Annotated in this window: 15 protein-coding genes; 10 read left to right on the top strand and 5 right to left on the bottom strand. The window is 67.6% G+C overall.

From position 1 onward, the window contains the following. The first annotated feature begins 147 nt into the window (after nucleotides 1-147). The 8 genes from ACIHA7_RS25685 (at nucleotide 148) to ACIHA7_RS25650 (ending at nucleotide 10,633) form a co-directional block, all read left to right on the top strand. Nucleotides 148-1,554 carry an FhaA domain-containing protein gene (locus tag ACIHA7_RS25685; RefSeq protein ID WP_397293489.1) on the top strand — a complete coding sequence of 469 codons (1,407 nt, stop codon included), beginning with the start codon at nucleotides 148-150 and terminating at the stop codon, nucleotides 1,552-1,554. A gap of 205 nt (nucleotides 1,555-1,759) precedes the next feature. Next, a complete protein-coding gene (locus ACIHA7_RS25680; protein WP_014980860.1) occupies nucleotides 1,760-2,227 on the top strand; it encodes an FHA domain-containing protein in 468 nt (155 codons plus the stop codon). Further along, nucleotides 2,224-3,717 carry a PP2C family protein-serine/threonine phosphatase gene (locus tag ACIHA7_RS25675; RefSeq protein WP_397293488.1) on the top strand — a complete coding sequence of 498 codons (1,494 nt, stop codon included), beginning with the start codon at nucleotides 2,224-2,226 and terminating at the stop codon, nucleotides 3,715-3,717. Before ACIHA7_RS25680 ends, ACIHA7_RS25675 begins: the two co-directional genes overlap by 4 nt. Then, nucleotides 3,717-5,207, top strand: a complete 1,491-nt coding sequence (locus tag ACIHA7_RS25670) for an FtsW/RodA/SpoVE family cell cycle protein (RefSeq protein ID WP_397293487.1) — start codon at nucleotides 3,717-3,719, stop codon at nucleotides 5,205-5,207. Before ACIHA7_RS25675 ends, ACIHA7_RS25670 begins: the two co-directional genes overlap by 1 nt. After that, nucleotides 5,204-6,670, top strand: coding sequence for a peptidoglycan D,D-transpeptidase FtsI family protein (locus tag ACIHA7_RS25665; protein ID WP_397293486.1), 1,467 nt, complete (start codon nucleotides 5,204-5,206; stop codon nucleotides 6,668-6,670). Before ACIHA7_RS25670 ends, ACIHA7_RS25665 begins: the two co-directional genes overlap by 4 nt. 31 nt (nucleotides 6,671-6,701) lie before the next feature. Next, nucleotides 6,702-8,210 carry a protein kinase gene (locus ACIHA7_RS25660; RefSeq protein ID WP_397293485.1) on the top strand — a complete coding sequence of 503 codons (1,509 nt, stop codon included), beginning with the start codon at nucleotides 6,702-6,704 and terminating at the stop codon, nucleotides 8,208-8,210. Beyond that, the gene (gene pknB, locus ACIHA7_RS25655) at nucleotides 8,207-10,111 is read left to right on the top strand and encodes a Stk1 family PASTA domain-containing Ser/Thr kinase (protein ID WP_397293484.1); all 1,905 of its coding nucleotides are present in this window, start codon (nucleotides 8,207-8,209) and stop codon (nucleotides 10,109-10,111) included. The genes ACIHA7_RS25660 and pknB overlap by 4 nt, the downstream gene beginning before the upstream one ends. Before the next feature lie 102 nt (nucleotides 10,112-10,213). Further along, entirely contained in the window at nucleotides 10,214-10,633 is a 420-nt protein-coding gene (locus ACIHA7_RS25650; protein WP_135234180.1) for a CBS domain-containing protein, read from the top strand. 230 nt (nucleotides 10,634-10,863) lie between these two features. On the opposite strand, the gene ACIHA7_RS25645 is transcribed toward ACIHA7_RS25650, so the two are convergent. The 3 genes from ACIHA7_RS25645 to ACIHA7_RS25635 all read right to left on the bottom strand — a co-directional run bounded on the left by ACIHA7_RS25645 (nucleotide 10,864) and on the right by ACIHA7_RS25635 (nucleotide 13,334). Next, entirely contained in the window at nucleotides 10,864-11,097 is a 234-nt protein-coding gene (locus ACIHA7_RS25645) for a hypothetical protein (protein WP_397293483.1), read from the bottom strand. Nucleotides 11,098-11,423: 326 nt separating this feature from the next. Beyond that, the gene (locus ACIHA7_RS25640; protein WP_397293482.1) at nucleotides 11,424-12,551 is read right to left on the bottom strand and encodes a dihydrofolate reductase family protein; all 1,128 of its coding nucleotides are present in this window, start codon (nucleotides 12,549-12,551) and stop codon (nucleotides 11,424-11,426) included. A gap of 138 nt (nucleotides 12,552-12,689) precedes the next feature. Continuing rightward, the gene (locus ACIHA7_RS25635) at nucleotides 12,690-13,334 is read right to left on the bottom strand and encodes an aminodeoxychorismate/anthranilate synthase component II (protein WP_397293481.1); all 645 of its coding nucleotides are present in this window, start codon (nucleotides 13,332-13,334) and stop codon (nucleotides 12,690-12,692) included. Between the two features lie 171 nt (nucleotides 13,335-13,505). On the opposite strand from ACIHA7_RS25635, the gene crgA reads away from it, so the two are divergent. Further along, nucleotides 13,506-13,769, top strand: coding sequence for a cell division protein CrgA (crgA, locus tag ACIHA7_RS25630; RefSeq protein ID WP_107659880.1), 264 nt, complete (start codon nucleotides 13,506-13,508; stop codon nucleotides 13,767-13,769). Nucleotides 13,770-13,889: 120 nt separating this feature from the next. After that, nucleotides 13,890-14,372, top strand: coding sequence for a PH domain-containing protein (locus tag ACIHA7_RS25625; protein WP_397293480.1), 483 nt, complete (start codon nucleotides 13,890-13,892; stop codon nucleotides 14,370-14,372). A 91-nt stretch (nucleotides 14,373-14,463) separates the two neighbouring features. Here ACIHA7_RS25625 and ACIHA7_RS25620 read toward each other — a convergent pair whose 3' ends face one another. Further along, on the bottom strand, nucleotides 14,464-15,330 hold the full coding sequence (locus ACIHA7_RS25620; protein ID WP_397293479.1) for a rhomboid family intramembrane serine protease: 867 nt from the start codon (nucleotides 15,328-15,330) through the stop codon (nucleotides 14,464-14,466). 4 nt (nucleotides 15,331-15,334) lie between these two features. After that, a complete protein-coding gene (locus ACIHA7_RS25615) occupies nucleotides 15,335-15,862 on the bottom strand; it encodes a peptidylprolyl isomerase (protein WP_397293478.1) in 528 nt (175 codons plus the stop codon). Nucleotides 15,863-15,923: the final 61 nt, after the last annotated feature.

Here is a 15,923-nt window from a genome sequence, read left to right as displayed (position 1 = left end):
GCGCGGGAACCCGCTGATCGTGCCAAGAGTTACAGGTGTGGACGATCGTGGATATCATGCAATGAACGTGCTCGATGGGCGACACGCCATATGCGTGTGTCGTTGTTACGTATCAGCAGAAGAGACGCTCACCGAAGGGAGGCCGGAATGGGCATCGTTTCACGGTTCGAGCGTCGTCTTCAGGGCGCCGTCGGTGATGTGTTCGCCAGGGTGTTCGGCGGCAACGTCGTGCCCCAGGAGGTGGAGGCGGCGCTGCAACGTGAGGCCGCCGATCATGTCCAAGAGCTCGACGGCGGGCACCTGTTGGCACCCAACAGCTATGTGATCACTATCAACTCCTCCGATCACCAGCAGTTGGACGCCGATCACGACCTCACCACCCGCGCGTTCGCCAAACACCTGCAGGATTACATCCGCGAGCAAGGCTGGCAGACCTACGGCGAAGTACACGTGGCGTTCGAGGCATCCCCTACGCTGCACACCGGACAGTTCAGGGCTAGCGGCCGGGTCGATCCGGACGTCGGTCGCGGAGCTACACCAGCTCACAGCCCTGAACGCACGCCACAACGACCTGCACACCCGCAACCAGGAGCTGGCCCCATGACGCAGAACTCAGGCTACGACCCGAGCCGTGAGCCCGCGGAGTCCGATCCACGCAACCGCGGGTACGCCCCACCGCCTGCCGGTCGCGGCGGTGCGCAGAACGGCGCGTACCGCGAGGACTACGGTCGCGGCGCGGCGCCGTACGGCGCGGACTATCCGGCGCCGGAGGGTCAGCAGGGTTACGGCGACTATCAGAACGGCTACGACTACCAGCAGGGTGGCCAGGCCTACGGCCAGCCGGGGTATCAGGAGCCGGGCTACGCCGCCCAGCAGCCGGGCTACGCCGATCGCGGTTACGGGCAGCCGGGTTACCAGGAGCCCGCGTACGGGCAGCCGGGCTACCAGGAACCTCTGGCCTACGGTCAGCCGGGCTACCAGGAGCCGGGCTACGGGCAGCAGGGTTACGCCCAGCAAGGTTACGGCGATCAGGCCTACGCGGATCCGGCCTACGGTCAGCAAGGCGCGGGCTATGCCCAGCCGGGGTACGGCCAGCAGGGCTACCAGGAGCCCGGTTACGGCGAGCAGGCCTACGCCGAGCCCGGTGCCTACGGCCAGGATGACCAGGGTGGTTACGGCCAGGCCTACTCGCAGCCGCCGGGGTACGGCGCGCAGCCCGGCTATGGTGCCGCGCCCGCGTATGCCGCTCCCCCGCAGGCGGGTTCGGGCTACTCGGCGACTCTTCAGCTCGACGACGGCAGCGGCCGCACCTACCAGTTGCGGGAGGGCAGCAACATCATCGGCCGTGGCCAGGACGCGCATTTCCGGCTGCCCGACACCGGGGTCTCGCGCAGGCACATCGAGGTCCGCTGGGACGGGCAGACCGCGATGCTCTCGGATCTGGGTTCCACCAACGGCACACTGGTCAACGGTTCTCCCGTGCAAGACTGGCAGCTCGCCGACGGGGACGTGATCCGCGCCGGGCACTCCGAGATCCTGATCCGTATCGTCTGATCCCGTAAGCTCGCGATGCAGGTCACGACTTGGCCATCAAGGATTCGTCGGTCGTATCGTGATCGAACTCGACCTACGGCCCTATGATGCTGCCAACACACGCACGGCACCGGAACCCGGGGTCGGCAAGACCAGCATGCTGGTGGGGGTGGTCGAACCGCACCTACGGCACCGACATACACGGTCGAACAGGAGGTGGAACGCCGTGCAGGGACTGATCCTGCAACTGACCCGTGCGGGGTTCCTGCTGCTGTTGTGGTTGTTCGTGTGGGCGGTGCTGCGCACCTTGCGCAGCGACATCTACGCGGCATCCGGCATACGGATACAGCCCAGGGCCGCACGCGGTTCCGCGGTGCTGCCCTCCTTCAGCCGGGGCCAGAAGGGCGCCAAATTTCTTGTGGTGACTCAAGGTTCACTCGCCGGCACCCGCATCTCGCTAGGCACCCAACCGGTGCTGATCGGGCGTGCGGACGACTCCACGCTGGTGCTCACCGATGATTACGCCTCGACCAGACATGCGCGACTGTCCCCGCGTGGCGATGATTGGTACGTCGAAGACCTCGGCTCGACGAACGGCACCTACCTCGATCGCGCGAAAGTCACCACTGCCGTGCGGGTTCCGCTCGGCACGCCTGTCCGTGTCGGCAAAACAGTGATCGAGTTGCGATCGTGACACTCGTTCTCCGCTACGCAGCGCGTAGCGACCGCGGTCTCGTCCGGGGCAACAACGAAGACTCCGTCTACGCCGGCGCGCGATTACTCGCGCTCGCCGACGGCATGGGTGGCCATGCCGCGGGCGAGGTGGCGTCGCAGTTGATGATCGCCGCCCTGGCCCACCTGGACGACGACGAGCCGGGCGACGATCTGCTCGGCAAGCTGGATTCGGCGACCCGAGAGGGCAACGCCGCCATCGCCGATCAGGTCGAGGAGGAGCCCGAACTCGACGGGATGGGCACCACCCTCACCGCGATCCTGTTCGCGGGCAAGAAACTCGGCCTCGTGCACATCGGCGACTCCCGGGCCTATCTGCTGCGCGGCGGTGAACTCGCGCAGATCACCAGGGACGACACGTTCGTCCAGTCGCTGGTGGACGAGGGCCGGATCACGCCCGAGCAGGCGCACACGCACCCGCAGCGCTCGCTGATCATGCGCGCGCTCACCGGCAACGAGATCGAGCCGACGCTGATCATGCGCGAGGCCCGCGCCGGGGACCGCTACCTGCTGTGCTCGGACGGGCTCTCCGATGTGGTGAGCGACGAGACCATCGCGAACACCATGCGCGAGGGCACCACCGACGAATGTGCCGACCGGCTCATCGAACTCGCCCTGCGCAGCGGCGGACCCGACAATGTCACCGTCGTAGTCGCGGACGTGATCGATCTCGACTACGGCCAGAGCCACCCGATCGTGGCCGGTGCCGCCTCCGGGGTGGACGAGGACACGCCACCGCCGAACACCGCGGCCGGACGCGCGGCGGCTATGCGCCCGCCGCGGGCCGCGCCGCGCCGGGCCGCCGCGACACCCGAGCCGGAGCCGAAGGGCAAGGCGCGCAAACTGCGCTGGTTCGTCCTCGCGTTCGCGCTGGTGCTGGCCGTCGGTGTCGGACTGCTGGTCGGCTACAAGATGATTCGCAGCAACTACTACGTCGGGGCCGACAACGGCTCGGTGGTGATCCTGCGCGGGTTACCCGGCTCGGTGCTCGGTTACTCGATCCACGACGTGAATCTGGTCGGCTGCGTCAGCAAGACCGGTGAACTGTCCCTGGTCGACCCCGGCGCCGATCTGCCGTCGTCCTGCAAGCAGCTGAAGGTCACCGATCTCAAGCAGACCGGCCGCGAACAGGTCGGCAAGGGTCTGCCGCCCGGCTCGCTGGACCGGGCCAAGGACCAGATGCGCTCCATCGCGCAGGGTGAGCTGCTGCCGCCGTGCCCGGCGAAGACGTCGGTGCCCCAGCCCGGCGTGCTGCCGACCACCGAGCCACCGCCGCCCGGACCGGCCGCGCCGAGTACCGCCGCCGCCCCGACCTCCGAGCCCGCACCACCGGCTCCGCCGGTACCCGGCAACGGTGACGCGGGCACCGATCTCAAGACACCGACGAAGTCGGAGGCACCGGTTCCGTCGAACCCCCAGATCGCGGGGGAGAACTGCCGGGTGACGGACTGATGTCCGCGCCGGCACCGCCGTCCGCTGGGGCCTTTCCCAGTCCCCCCGGCGGCTTCGCTCCCGCGCCACCGCCGAGCACCAGACGCAATGCCGAGCTGTTGCTGCTGGCCGGCGCGGCGGTGATCACCACGGCCTCACTGTTTCTGGTGGAGGCCAGTCAGGAGCAATCGGTCACCTGGGATATCGCCAAGTACGGCCTGGCCTTTCTGGCGTTGTTCGGGGTAGCCCACCTCGCGGTGCGCCGGTTCGCGCCGTTCGCCGACCCGCTGCTGCTGCCGATCGTCGCGCTGCTCAACGGACTCGGACTGGTGTTGATCCACCGGCTCGACCTGGCCGATCGGCAGAACGCGGTCTACAACTCCTGGCCGATGCCATCCCCGGACGCCAACCAGCAGATCCTGTGGACCACGCTCGGCATGATCGTGTTCATCGGGCTGCTGATCGCGCTGCGCGACTACCGCACGCTGGCCCGCTACGGCTACACCCTCGGCCTGATCGGGCTGATCGCCCTGGCCCTGCCCGCCGTGCTGCCGAGCCGCTTCTCCGAGATCAACGGCTCCAAGAACTGGATCAAGATCACCGGATTCAGCATCCAGCCCGCGGAGTTCTCGAAGATCCTGCTGATCATCTTCTTCGCCTCGGTGCTGGTGGCCAAGCGCGATCTGTTCACCGCCGCCGGAAAGCACCTGCTCGGCATGGAGTTCCCGCGCGGGCGCGACCTCGGCCCGATCGTGGTGGTCTGGATCGTCTGCGTCGGCGTGCTCGTCTTCGAGAAGGACCTCGGCACCTCGCTGCTGATCTTCAGCACGGTGCTGGTGATGCTCTACATCGCCACCGAGCGGGTGGGCTGGTTGGTGATCGGCGGCGCGCTGCTCACCCTCGGATTCTTCTTCGCCTACCAGACCTTCGGCCACGTCAAGATCCGCACCCAGACCTGGCTGCACCCGTTCGACGACTACAACAACACCGGCTACCAGATCTCCCAGTCGCTGTTCGGGCTGGCCACCGGCGGGCTCGCGGGGACCGGCCTCGGCAGCGGACGCCCCAACCAGGTGCCCTTCGCCAAGACCGACTTCATCATCACCACGATCGGTGAGGAGCTCGGCCTGATCGGGCTCACCGCGGTGCTGGTGCTGTTCCTGGTGTTCATCGTGCGCGGCCTGCGCACCGCACTCGCCGTACGCGACAGTTTCGGCAAGTTGCTCGCCGCCGGCCTGGCGTTCACCGTCGCGATCCAGCTGTTCGTCGTGGTCGGCGGTGTCACCAAGCTGATTCCGCTGACCGGTCTGACCACACCCTTCATGTCCTACGGCGGCTCGTCGCTGCTGGCCAACTACGCGCTGCTCGCGCTGCTGATCAAGGTCTCGGACGCGGCACGCGCGCCGGCGCCGGCCCGCAAGAGCGTGCCTGCGGCCCCGATCGCGGAGGCGAACACCGAGCTGCTGCGCAAGCCCGACGCGGGCCGACCGGAAGCGGGGCCCGCCACATGAACACACCACTACGCCGGGTCGCGATCGCGGTGATGCTGATGATCGTCGCGTTGCTGCTCAACGCGACCTACGTCCAGGTGATCAAGGCCGACGACTACCGCACCGACCCGCGCAACTCACGGGTGCTGCTCGACGAGTACTCCCGCCAGCGCGGGCAGATCTCCGCGGGCGGCACCGTGCTCGCCAACTCGGTGGCCACCGAGGACCGCTACAAGTACCTGCGCACCTACCCCAGCTCCCCCGAGGCGTTCGCGCCCGTCACCGGCTTCTACTCGATGCAGTACGGCAGCAACGGGCTGGAGCGGGCCGAGGATTCGGTGCTCAACGGCTCCGACGGCCACCTGTTCGGCTCGCGGCTGGTCGACATGGTGTCCGGGCGCGATCCACGCGGCGGCAACGTGATCACCACCCTCGACCCGGCCATGCAGCAGGTGGCCTACGACCAGCTCACCAGCAAGGGCTATACCGGCTCGGTGGTGGCGATCGAGCCGAGCACCGGCCGGATCCTCACCATGGTGTCCACCCCCAGCTACGACCCGAACCAGCTGTCCGGCCACGACGGCGCCCGCGGCACCCAGACCTGGGAGGCGCTCAGCGCCGACGAGAAGCAGCCGATGCTGAACCGGGCTGTCTCACAGACCTATCCGCCCGGCTCCACCTTCAAGGTGGTGGTCACCGCGGCCGCGCTGGCGAACAACATCGCGACACCGGAGGACCAGTTCACCGCGGCGCCGAACATCACGCTGCCCGGCACCAGCACCACGCTGGAGAACTACAACGGCTCAAACTGTGGTGGCGGCCAGAGCGCCTCGCTCTACGAAGCGTTCCGGCTCTCCTGCAACACCGCGTTCGCCGAGCTCGGCGTCAAGGTGGGTGCCGCGAAACTCAAGGACCAGGCCGCCGCCTTCGGCATCGGCGAGAACCGGGGCATCCCGATCCCGGTCGCCGAGAGCACGGTCGGCACCATGCCGGACAACGCGGCGCTGGCCCAGAGCAGCATCGGACAGCGCGACGTGGCGCTGACCCCGCTGGACAACGCGGTGATCGCGGCGACGGTCGCCAACGGCGGCGTCCGGATGGAGCCGCACCTGGTCGACCAACTGCAGGGGCCCGACCTCAGTGAGTTGTCCAAGACCAAGCCGGTCTCGCTGGGCCAAGCGTTCAATGCCCAGGTAGCGTCATCGCTGACGAATCTGATGATCGCGTCGGAGGAGAACACCGGCGGTAGCAGGTCTTCCCGCTATCAGATCGCGTCCAAGACCGGCACCGCCGAGCACGGCAGCAATCCCCGCAACACCCCACCGCACGCCTGGTACATCGCCTTCGCGCCCGCGCAGAACCCGAAGATCGCCATCGCGGTGATCGTGGAGAACGGCGGCGACCGGGCACTCGGCGCGACGGGTGGCAAGGTGGCCGCGCCGATCGCACGTGCGGTCTTGGACGCCGGTCTGCGAGGGGGCTGAACGATATGGATGTGCGAGTGAAGGTACGGGGATGCTGAACAACGGTGCGATGATCGCCGACCGGTACCGGCTGCAGCGCCTGATCGCGACCGGCGGCATGGGCCAGGTCTGGGAGGCGCTGGACACCCGGCTGGATCGCCGGGTGGCGGTCAAGGTGCTCAAGTCGGAGTTCTCCGCCGACCCGACGTTCCGGCAACGGTTCCGCACCGAGGCAAGGACCACCGCCCAGCTGAACCACCCCGGCATCGCCGGAATCTACGACTACGGCGAGACCACCGACCCGCAGGGCAGTGAAACCGCCTATCTGGTTATGGAATTGGTCCAGGGTGAGCCGCTTAACACGGTGCTGAACCGGCTCGGCAGGCTCTCGGTCGGCCAGGGGCTGGACATGCTCGAGCAGACCGGTCGCGCGCTGGACGTGGCGCATCGGGCCGGCGTCGTGCACCGCGACGTGAAGCCGGGCAACATCCTGGTGACGCCGACCGGTCAGGTGAAGATCACCGACTTCGGCATCGCCAAGGCGGTCGACGCCTCGCCGGTGACCAAGACCGGCATGGTGATGGGCACCGCCCAGTACATCGCGCCGGAGCAGGCGGTCGGCGAGGACGCCACCGCCGCGAGCGATGTGTACTCCCTCGGCGTGGTCGGCTACGAGGCGCTCGCCGGGACCAGGCCGTTCAGCGGCGACGGCGCGATCACCGTCGCGATGAAGCACGTGCGCGAGACGCCGCCGCCGATGCCGGACGATCTGCCCGCGAACGTGCGTGAACTCATCGAGATCACCATGGGCAAGGATCCGAAGGGTCGCTACTCACGCGGCGGCGAGTTCGCCGACGCGGTCGCCGCGGTGCGCGCGGGCCGTCGGCCGCCGACCCCGGCCGGGGCCAACCCGTCGATGTCGATGACCGGAGCCACCCGGGTGCTGCCGCCCGGACCGACCGTCGCATTGCCTTCCACGCCATCGGATTTCGACGGCGCGACGGTGCACTACTCCACGCCCGCAGGCGCGGCACTGCACAACGCGGGCTACGCCAACGGCACCGGTGCGCCCGCGACGATGCTCAACAACGGGACCGGCGGCAATCAACTGCCGCCGGAGAACGGCAAGAAGTTCACCACCACGCAGAAGTGGATGGCCGCGCTCGGCGCGGGGGCGATGCTGCTGCTCGCGATCGTGCTCTACCTCATGTTCGGTGGGGACACCAACCCGGATTCGAAGGTCCCGCCCGCCACCACGACCACGCAGGCGCCGAAACCGCCGCCGCCCCCGGTGACCAGCACTACCACGCCCAAGCCAGTTCCGCCGCCGGTGGTGACCACGGAGCCGACCACCACCGAGCCGACCACCACCACGCCGGAACCGACGACGACCACGCCGTCGCCGACCACAACGCCGCCGAGCAGTACGAAGCCGACGACGACGACACCGGCGACGACCCTGCCCCGAATCCCCACTATCGACATACCATTTCCGGGGAACGGTGCCCGAAGTTCCGCCACCACCAGCGTGCCCAAAACCTCTTCGCAAGGACAACAATGACGACCCCGAAGAATCTCTCCTCCCGCTATGAGCTGGGCGAGATCATCGGGTTCGGCGGCATGTCCGAGGTGCACAAGGCGCGCGATCTGCGGCTGAGCCGGGACGTGGCGATCAAGGTGCTGCGGGCCGACCTGGCCCGCGACCCCACCTTCTATCTTCGGTTCAAGCGCGAGGCGCAGAACGCCGCCGCGCTGAATCATCCGGCCATCGTCGCGGTGTACGACACCGGCGAGGCCAAGGTCGACGACGGGCCGCTGCCGTACATCGTGATGGAGTACGTCGACGGCGACACGCTGCGCGACATCGTGCGCGGGCAGGGTCCGCTGCCGCCGCGGCGCGCCATGGAAGTCGTCGCGGACGTGTGTGCCGCATTGGATTTCAGCCACAAGGCCGGCATCGTGCACCGCGACATGAAGCCGGCCAACATCATGATCAACCGGGCCGGCGCGGTGAAGGTGATGGACTTCGGCATCGCCAGGGCGCTCGCCGACAGCTCCAACCCGATGACCCAGACGGCCGCGGTCATCGGTACCGCACAGTACCTTTCGCCCGAACAGGCGCGCGGCGAGACGGTGGACGCTCGTTCGGACGTTTACTCCGTCGGTTGCGTGCTGTTCGAAATCCTCACCGGTGAGCCGCCTTTCACCGGTGACTCGCCGGTCGCGGTCGCCTACCAGCACGTTCGGGAGGACCCGCGGCTGCCGTCGCATGTGCACCCGGGGGTGCCGCGCGAGTTGGACTCGGTGATCCTCAAGGCGATGAGCAAGAACCCGGCCAACCGCTACCAGAGCGCGGCCGAGATGCGGGCCGACCTGATCCGGGTGCTCGGCGGGCAGAAGCCCATCGCGCCGATGGTGATGACCGACGAGGACCGCACCACCGTCTTCGGCTCGAACGAGCCGGCACCGCGCAGCTACCGCACCGTCGAGCGCAACGACGACACCGCCGAGCAGGGTCCGCCGGAGTCGGGCGGGCCGCGCCGCTCCATCTATGTCGCCGTCGCCGCGGCCGCCGGTGTCGCCGTGCTGCTCGCCCTGTTCTGGGTGTGGGTCGGACCGGGCAGCAAACCGGAACAGGTTGCCGTGCCCGACCTTTCGGGCAAGTCCGCGCAACAGGCGGCCGACACGCTCCAGCAGGCCGGTTTCGCCGTCTCCATTCAGCAGAAGCCGGACAGCAAGGTGGCCACCGGCAACGTCATCTCCACCGCGCCGCTCGGCGGCGCGCGGGCGGACAAGGGCAGCAACGTCACCATTCAGGTATCCACCGGGCCGGCCCAGGTGCAGGTGCCGAAGCTCGACGGGATGAGCCAGCAGGAGGCCGAAGCCGCATTGCGCAACGGCAACCTACAAATGGATCCGAATGTCGTGCGTAAGCCCTCCAGCACACAGGACACCGACAAGGTCATCGGGCAGGATCCGTCTGCGGGTTCGCGGGTAGACGTGGACCGAGCCATCGTCGTCACCATCGGCACCGGCCCGGAACCGGTCCGGGTGCCGAACGTGATCGGTCAGGACATCGACGTCGCCCGGCCGAACCTGGTGGACAGCGCCGGATTCAAGATCTCGATCCAGGAGGTGCCGTCGTCGCGGCCCAAGGGCGAGGTGCTCTCGACCAGCCCCGCGGGCGGCACGACGGCGGAGAAGGGTTCGACGGTCACCGTGCAGGTGTCCAGCGATCAGATCAAGATGCCGTCGCTGGTGGGTCTCACGGTCGCGCAGGCGGTGGACAAGCTGCGCGCGGAGGGCTGGACCGGCACGCAGAGCCAGATCAGCCAGTCCCCGCAGGGCACCTTCGACACGAGCAGCGTGGGCCGGATCCTCAGCCAGCAGCCGTCCGCCAGCGGTTCCATCCCGAAGAACGGGACCGTGTCGGTGGGGGTGGGCGTCCTCGGCCCACCGTGAGGTAGCGGTATCGCCGAAACACCGACCGGTCGCTGTGCTCAGCGGCAGAATTGGGTCTGCTCCATCCGGATCAGCAGTGCTGAGCAACGAGGAGGAAGCCTTATGACTACCGCCAGGGACATCATGAAACCCGGTGCGCAGTGGATCTCCAAGGAGGAGACCGTCGGGAAGGCCGCCCGGGTGATGGCCGAACTCGGCGTCGGATCACTGGTCATCGCCGACGACAACGATCGCATGTGCGGCATCATCACCGACCGCGACATAGTCGTGAAATGCGTTGCGCAGGGCCGTTCCCCGGCCACCACGCGGGCCGAGGAACTCTGCGAGTCCACGCCGCGCTGGGTCGCCGCCGACGCCGACGTCGAGGAGGTGCTCGACGAGATGGAGAGCCATCGGGTCAAGCGGATGCCGGTGATCGACAACAAGCGGCTGGTCGGCATGATCAGCGAGGCCGACCTGGCCAGGCACCTCGACGACAACCAGCTCGGCGAGTTCGTGACCGCGGTCTACGGGCGGCCCTAGCCCCCACTCGGACGGCGTGCTGAGCACGAGGCCTCCGGCGTTCGGGTTCTGCTCGGTCGCACAACTCACGGCCGGAGGCCTCGTCCGCGGCGGGCATCCGCACGGTCCGCTTGGGCCGCGCTCGCACCGTCGCGGTATTTCGGTGTCGAAGAGCCGCAGGTGTCCGGTGATGACAACTTCACCTAACGCAGTGCGGCGCCGGTTGTTTCACCCGAACAGCTGAATTCCGCTCAGTAGTGCTGGTAATCGGATCCGGGACCGGCCATGCAGGTCACCTCACCGATCGGCACCCAGCCCGTTATATGCGGAAGGTGCACGATGTAGTAGTGCACGTTTCCTTCCTTTTTGTACAACTGATACCCGTAGGCATAGCCATCCTCTTTGATTTCGGTGAACTTACCGTCCTGCCCGCAGTGCAAAGGGGGTTTGAGCAGGCTTTGCGCTGAGGCAGTGCCGGCAGCCATGCTGCTCAACATAATGGCGGCGGCGGACGCGCCGACGAGACTCGCGGCGAGCCTCCGAAGGTTTATCATGGAAGTGTTCCAATCTGTGTTGTGAACTGTGAATTGCTGCATGCGTGCAGCTCCGGGTGTTGGGGAGTGGCAGCTCCCCAACACCAGGTTCTTCAAAGATCTTGTGTTCTATAGGATCTGACGCGTCGAGCCCGGAATCGGTTCCATCGAACTCGGAAGTTTTCTCGACAGCCGAAAATGTCAGCCATCGACGTCGGCTCACGAATCTCGTGACGCCGCAACAACGTCGAACACAGCGTGCTGAACTTTGGTCCGCCTCAGGACAGCTCCAGGTGACCGTTCATCGACATCGCCTCCGCCGCCAGCTCGGTCAGCTCGATCACCTCGACGCCGTGCTCGCGCAGCTTCTCTACGCCGACGCAGTTGGTCACGAAGGTCGCGGGCTCGCGCCAGGCCAGCACCACCCTGGGAATCCCGGCCCGCAGGATCCGGTCGGTGCACGGCGGCCTGCTCGCGGTGGCGCGCTGCGAACACGGTTCCAGCGTGGTGTAGATCGTGGCTCGAGCCAGTCGTGGGTCGTCCGCGTCGAGCTTGTCCAGCGCCGACTCCTCGGCGTGCACCTTCGCGTCGGTCTCGCGCGAGTAGCCGGTGGCGATCTCCACCTCGTCGGCCACGATCACCGCGCCGACGGAGAACGCCGTCTCGCTCGGCGGGCACCGCCACGCGAGTTCGATGGCCCGCCGCATATACCGGGTGTCGCGCTCCGCCATAGGTTCGGACTTGGGGCGGTAGCGCAAGACCGCGACGTCGCCGAACAGGGCGACATCGACCAGCCGCATGCGGCGGTGCGGGGCGCCGGGATAGCTCGCGGCGTCGAGGAATCGCGGGGCTTCGGGGTCACCCACCAACAGAGGTGCGACCGCCAACTGCAGTTCGTCGGCGAGATCGGCGGCGAGGAAGGTCGTGTGGATGCGGGTGCCGCCCTCGACCATGAGGCGGGCGACGCCGCGGCGACCGAGATCGTCCAGGAGGGCGCCGAAGTCGAGTTCGGCACCGAGCGAGACGACTTCGGCGAGACCGGACAGACGATCGGCGAGCCGTGCCGCGCCCGTCTCGGTGGTGTAGACCAGCTTGTCGCCGCCGTGGTGCCAGAACCTCAGGCCCGGATCCAGGTCACCGCTCGCCGTGACGGTGATCTTCAGTGGGTACTCCGGCTTGCCCGCCTCGACCCGTGCCGTCCTGCGCTCGGCGCTGTCGACCAGCAGCCGAGGGTTGTCGCGGCGCAGCGTTTCGGCGCCGATCAGGATCGCGTCGGAGTCGGCGCGCACCTGATCCACCCGGTCGAAATCCGCGGGGTCCGACAACCGCAGACGCTCAGGGCTCGCATCGTCGATGTATCCATCGATACTCACCGCCACCGACAGCAGCACATAGGGACGGGTCACACTCACACCTCTCGTCGCTGACCGTGTCGGCTCACTGCCTTATCTCCCGGTCGTTGACCGCAGCCGATCACCGCACGCCTCCCGGTCGCTGACCACGTCCCCGCACCGCCACACCTTCCGGTCGCAGACTGTGTCCGACTACTGCAGCACCAGCGCCGCGACCTCCGCCTCGAGCATCTCCACCAGACCCTCGGCCGGTCGCTCGCCGCAGACACCGAGCCAGTTGGCCAGCATCCGGTGCCCACCCTGGGTCAGCACCGATTCGGGGTGGAACTGCACGCCGTGGATCGGCAGGGTGTGATGCCGCATGGCCATCACGATGCCGGATTCGGTGCGTCCGAGTACCTCGAGTTCGTCGGGCAGCGTGTCCTCCAAGACCGTGAGCGAGTGGTAGCGCGTCGCGGTGAACGGGTCGGGCAGGCCGGCCAGCACGCCGGCGCCGAGATGGAAGACCGAGCTGGTCTTGCCGTGCAGCAGTTCGGGCGCGCGGGTCACCGTCGCGCCGAAGGCTTCGCCGATGGCCTGATGGCCGAGGCACACGCCGAGCAGCGGCACGGCCTGCCGGGCGCAGGCCCGCACCAGGTCGATACTGGCGCCCGCGCGATCGGGCGAACCGGGCCCCGGGCTGATCAAGATGCCGTCGAATTCGGCAACGACGGCGTCGACATCGGCCAGGTTCTGGTCGTCGTTGCGCCACACCACGGCCTCGGCACCCAGCTGCCCGAGGTACTGGACCAGGTTGAAGACGAAGCTGTCGTAATTGTCGACGACCAGAACACGCATGATCCGAGATTACGTCCCCGCACGGCACCGCGTCGCATCCATTACCAGTTGGGATAGCCTAGAGACACACCGGAGGGCGCCAGAGCCTCGTCCACCGTGGCGAGCGAGCTCCGCACAACCACCCGCGCCTGCCCCGCCGGTACCGACCTGCACGCCGAATACGAGGACGTCATGCCCAAGTCGAAGGTCCGGAAGAAGACCGACTACACGATCAACCCTGCCAGCCGGACGCCGGTGAAGGTGAAAGCCGGACCGTCGCCGGTCTGGTACGTCACCATCATGCTCGGTTTCATGCTGGCCGGGCTGGTGTGGCTGCTCGTCTATTACCTCGCCGCCGATCACATCAGCTGGATGAGTGACCTGAACGCGTGGAACTTCCTGATCGGATTCGGCCTCATGGTCGTCGGTCTGATCATGACCATGCGGTGGCGCTGACACCACATCTGGGCTGTTCCAGGCGGCGCGGACACCACATCTAGATTACAGACGTGTCATTCATGCACACCTGTGGATGAACCTGTGGACAACTCGAGGAGTGCTTGGGGAAAGTGACCCGTGACACCTGATTCTCCCGATCCACAGCCCCGCGAGGCCACGCCTCGGCTCGCCTGGACCACGCCGACACCGGCCCTCGTCGCGGTGACCGGTGGCGGCGTCGTGCTGGCCGTCGCGGCGATCCTCGCCAACGACGCCGCGAGCCGCCTACTCATCGGGCTGGCCGCAGCCGGTCTCCTGGTGCTGGCCGGGCTGGGCTTTCGGCAGCGACCACGGCTGACCGCCGTCCCGGGCGCCGAGCCGCGACTGGTCGTGCGCACGCTGCTCGGCGCCGACGAATACACCCGCGACCAGATCATCCGCGCCAGGGTGGTCGACTATCGCCGGCTCGGCCGCAAGATGCCGATGCTGGAGATCGACGTCGACCGCGACGGCACCGAGCGACTGCTGATCTTCGGCCGCTGGGATCTGGGTGCCCGCCCCGACGACGTCTACGACACCGTGGTCCGCACCCTCCGGTTGTCCGGCGAGACCACCCGCTGAACCGCCGCACGTCGCAGCGACGCCGTTGGTGGCTCGGCCGCGCGGTGTAGCTTTCCCGTGTTTCACGTGGAGCCAGCCCCCGAATGCCGGGTCAGGTCAGCGACATAGCGGTAGCGCCGATCACCCCGAATGACACCAGCGCGAGGAGCGCAACCGCGATCCAGCCGACGAGACGTGCGGTCTCTTGCGATTTCACGCGCAGCCAGCCCGGCAGGAACAGAATGCCCAGCGTCGCGAGCGTGCCCGCGGCCAGGCCGCCGAGATGCCCCCACAGCGAGATGCCCGGCAACGAGAAGCTGATGAAAACGTTGATGCCGATCAGGATCAGCATCTGATTCGGGTTCTGCCGCAGCCGGATCAGGATGACGGTGATCGCTCCGAACAGGCCGTAGACCGCGCCCGACGCGCCCGCGGTGAAACTGTCCTGCGCGAACACCATGACGGCGGCGGAACCACCGAGCAGCGACACCAGATAGACCGCGAGATAACGCAGCCGTCCGAGTACCAGCTCGCCGTCCCGGCCGATCACATACAGCGCGAACATGTTGAGCAGCAGATGGATCGGGCCGTAGTGCAGGAAGCCGGAGCCGATCACCCGCCACCACTCGCCTGCGGCCACCGCGGGCGGATAGAGCATCCAGTCGATGAACAACGCCGAGGTCCGGTTCGCCGTCAGGCTCTGCGCCTGCACCGCGGTGATCGCGTAGATCGCCACGTTGATCGCGATCAACGCGTAGGTCACGTAGGGCAGCGACGCCCTGGCCACCGGTGCGCCTGCGACGGTACGCACCGGTGCCACGTCACGCTGCCCCTGCCGCAGGCAGTCGACACAGTGCTGGCCGACGGCGGCGGGGCGCAGGCATTCCGGGCAGGAGGGCCGTCCACAGCGCGTGCACGCCAGGCCGGTCGGACGATTGGGATGGCGAACGCACGTCGGCGCAGGCGGCTGGGCGGTCATAGGCTCATTCGATCGTGATCTTGGTGATTTCGACGGGTTCCAGGGGGCGGTCGTTGCGATCGGTCGGTGTCTTGGCGATGGCGTCGACGACTTTGCGCGACTCCGGATCGACTACCTCGCCGAAGATGCTGTGCTTGCGGTTGAGGTGCGGCTGCGGCCCGACGGTGATGAAGAACTGCGACCCGTTGGTCGCCGGTCCGGCATTGGCCATGGCCAGCAGGTAGCCGCGGTCGAAGCGCAGTTCCGGGTGGAACTCGTCGCCGAACTCGTAGCCTGGTCCGCCGCGCCCGGTGCCGGTGGGGTCGCCGCCCTGAATCATGAACCCGTCCATCACCCGGTGGAACACGGCGCCGTCGTAGAACGGGCCGGAGCTGCCGCCGCTCGCGTTCGCGGTGGTGTACGGCGCCGAGCCGTCGGCGAGCCCGATGAAGTTGCGGACCGTCTTGGGGGCGTGGTTACCGAAGAGCGAGATCTTGATGTCGCCGCGATTCGTGTGGAGCGTCGCCACAGCGGTCTGATTCGGTGAGGTCACGCCGCAATGCTACGGTCCCGCCGCTCAGGAACCGCAGCGCACCGGCGGGTGCCACCCGTGT

Origin of the sequence: Nocardia sp. NPDC052316 (genome assembly GCF_044547795.1) — a bacterium.
Lineage (GTDB): Bacteria > Actinomycetota > Actinomycetes > Mycobacteriales > Mycobacteriaceae > Nocardia.
This window is presented reverse-complemented; position numbering and strand designations above follow the sequence as displayed.

What these genes read in the sequence shown, in the direction of transcription:
- ACIHA7_RS25650 (WP_135234180.1), top strand. Translation starts at nt 10,214, where the DNA reads ATGACTACCGCCAGGGACATCATGAAACCCGGTGCGCAGTGGATCTCC.
- pknB (WP_397293484.1), top strand. Translation starts at nt 8,207, where the DNA reads ATGACGACCCCGAAGAATCTCTCCTCCCGCTATGAGCTGGGCGAGATC.
- ACIHA7_RS25660 (WP_397293485.1), top strand. Translation starts at nt 6,702, where the DNA reads ATGCTGAACAACGGTGCGATGATCGCCGACCGGTACCGGCTGCAGCGC.
- ACIHA7_RS25670 (WP_397293487.1), top strand. Translation starts at nt 3,717, where the DNA reads ATGTCCGCGCCGGCACCGCCGTCCGCTGGGGCCTTTCCCAGTCCCCCC.
- crgA (WP_107659880.1), top strand. Translation starts at nt 13,506, where the DNA reads ATGCCCAAGTCGAAGGTCCGGAAGAAGACCGACTACACGATCAACCCT.
- ACIHA7_RS25645 (WP_397293483.1), bottom strand. Translation starts at nt 11,097, where the DNA reads ATGGCTGCCGGCACTGCCTCAGCGCAAAGCCTGCTCAAACCCCCTTTG.
- ACIHA7_RS25635 (WP_397293481.1), bottom strand. Translation starts at nt 13,334, where the DNA reads ATGCGTGTTCTGGTCGTCGACAATTACGACAGCTTCGTCTTCAACCTG.
- ACIHA7_RS25620 (WP_397293479.1), bottom strand. Translation starts at nt 15,330, where the DNA reads ATGACCGCCCAGCCGCCTGCGCCGACGTGCGTTCGCCATCCCAATCGT.
- ACIHA7_RS25685 (WP_397293489.1), top strand. Translation starts at nt 148, where the DNA reads ATGGGCATCGTTTCACGGTTCGAGCGTCGTCTTCAGGGCGCCGTCGGT.
- ACIHA7_RS25665 (WP_397293486.1), top strand. Translation starts at nt 5,204, where the DNA reads ATGAACACACCACTACGCCGGGTCGCGATCGCGGTGATGCTGATGATC.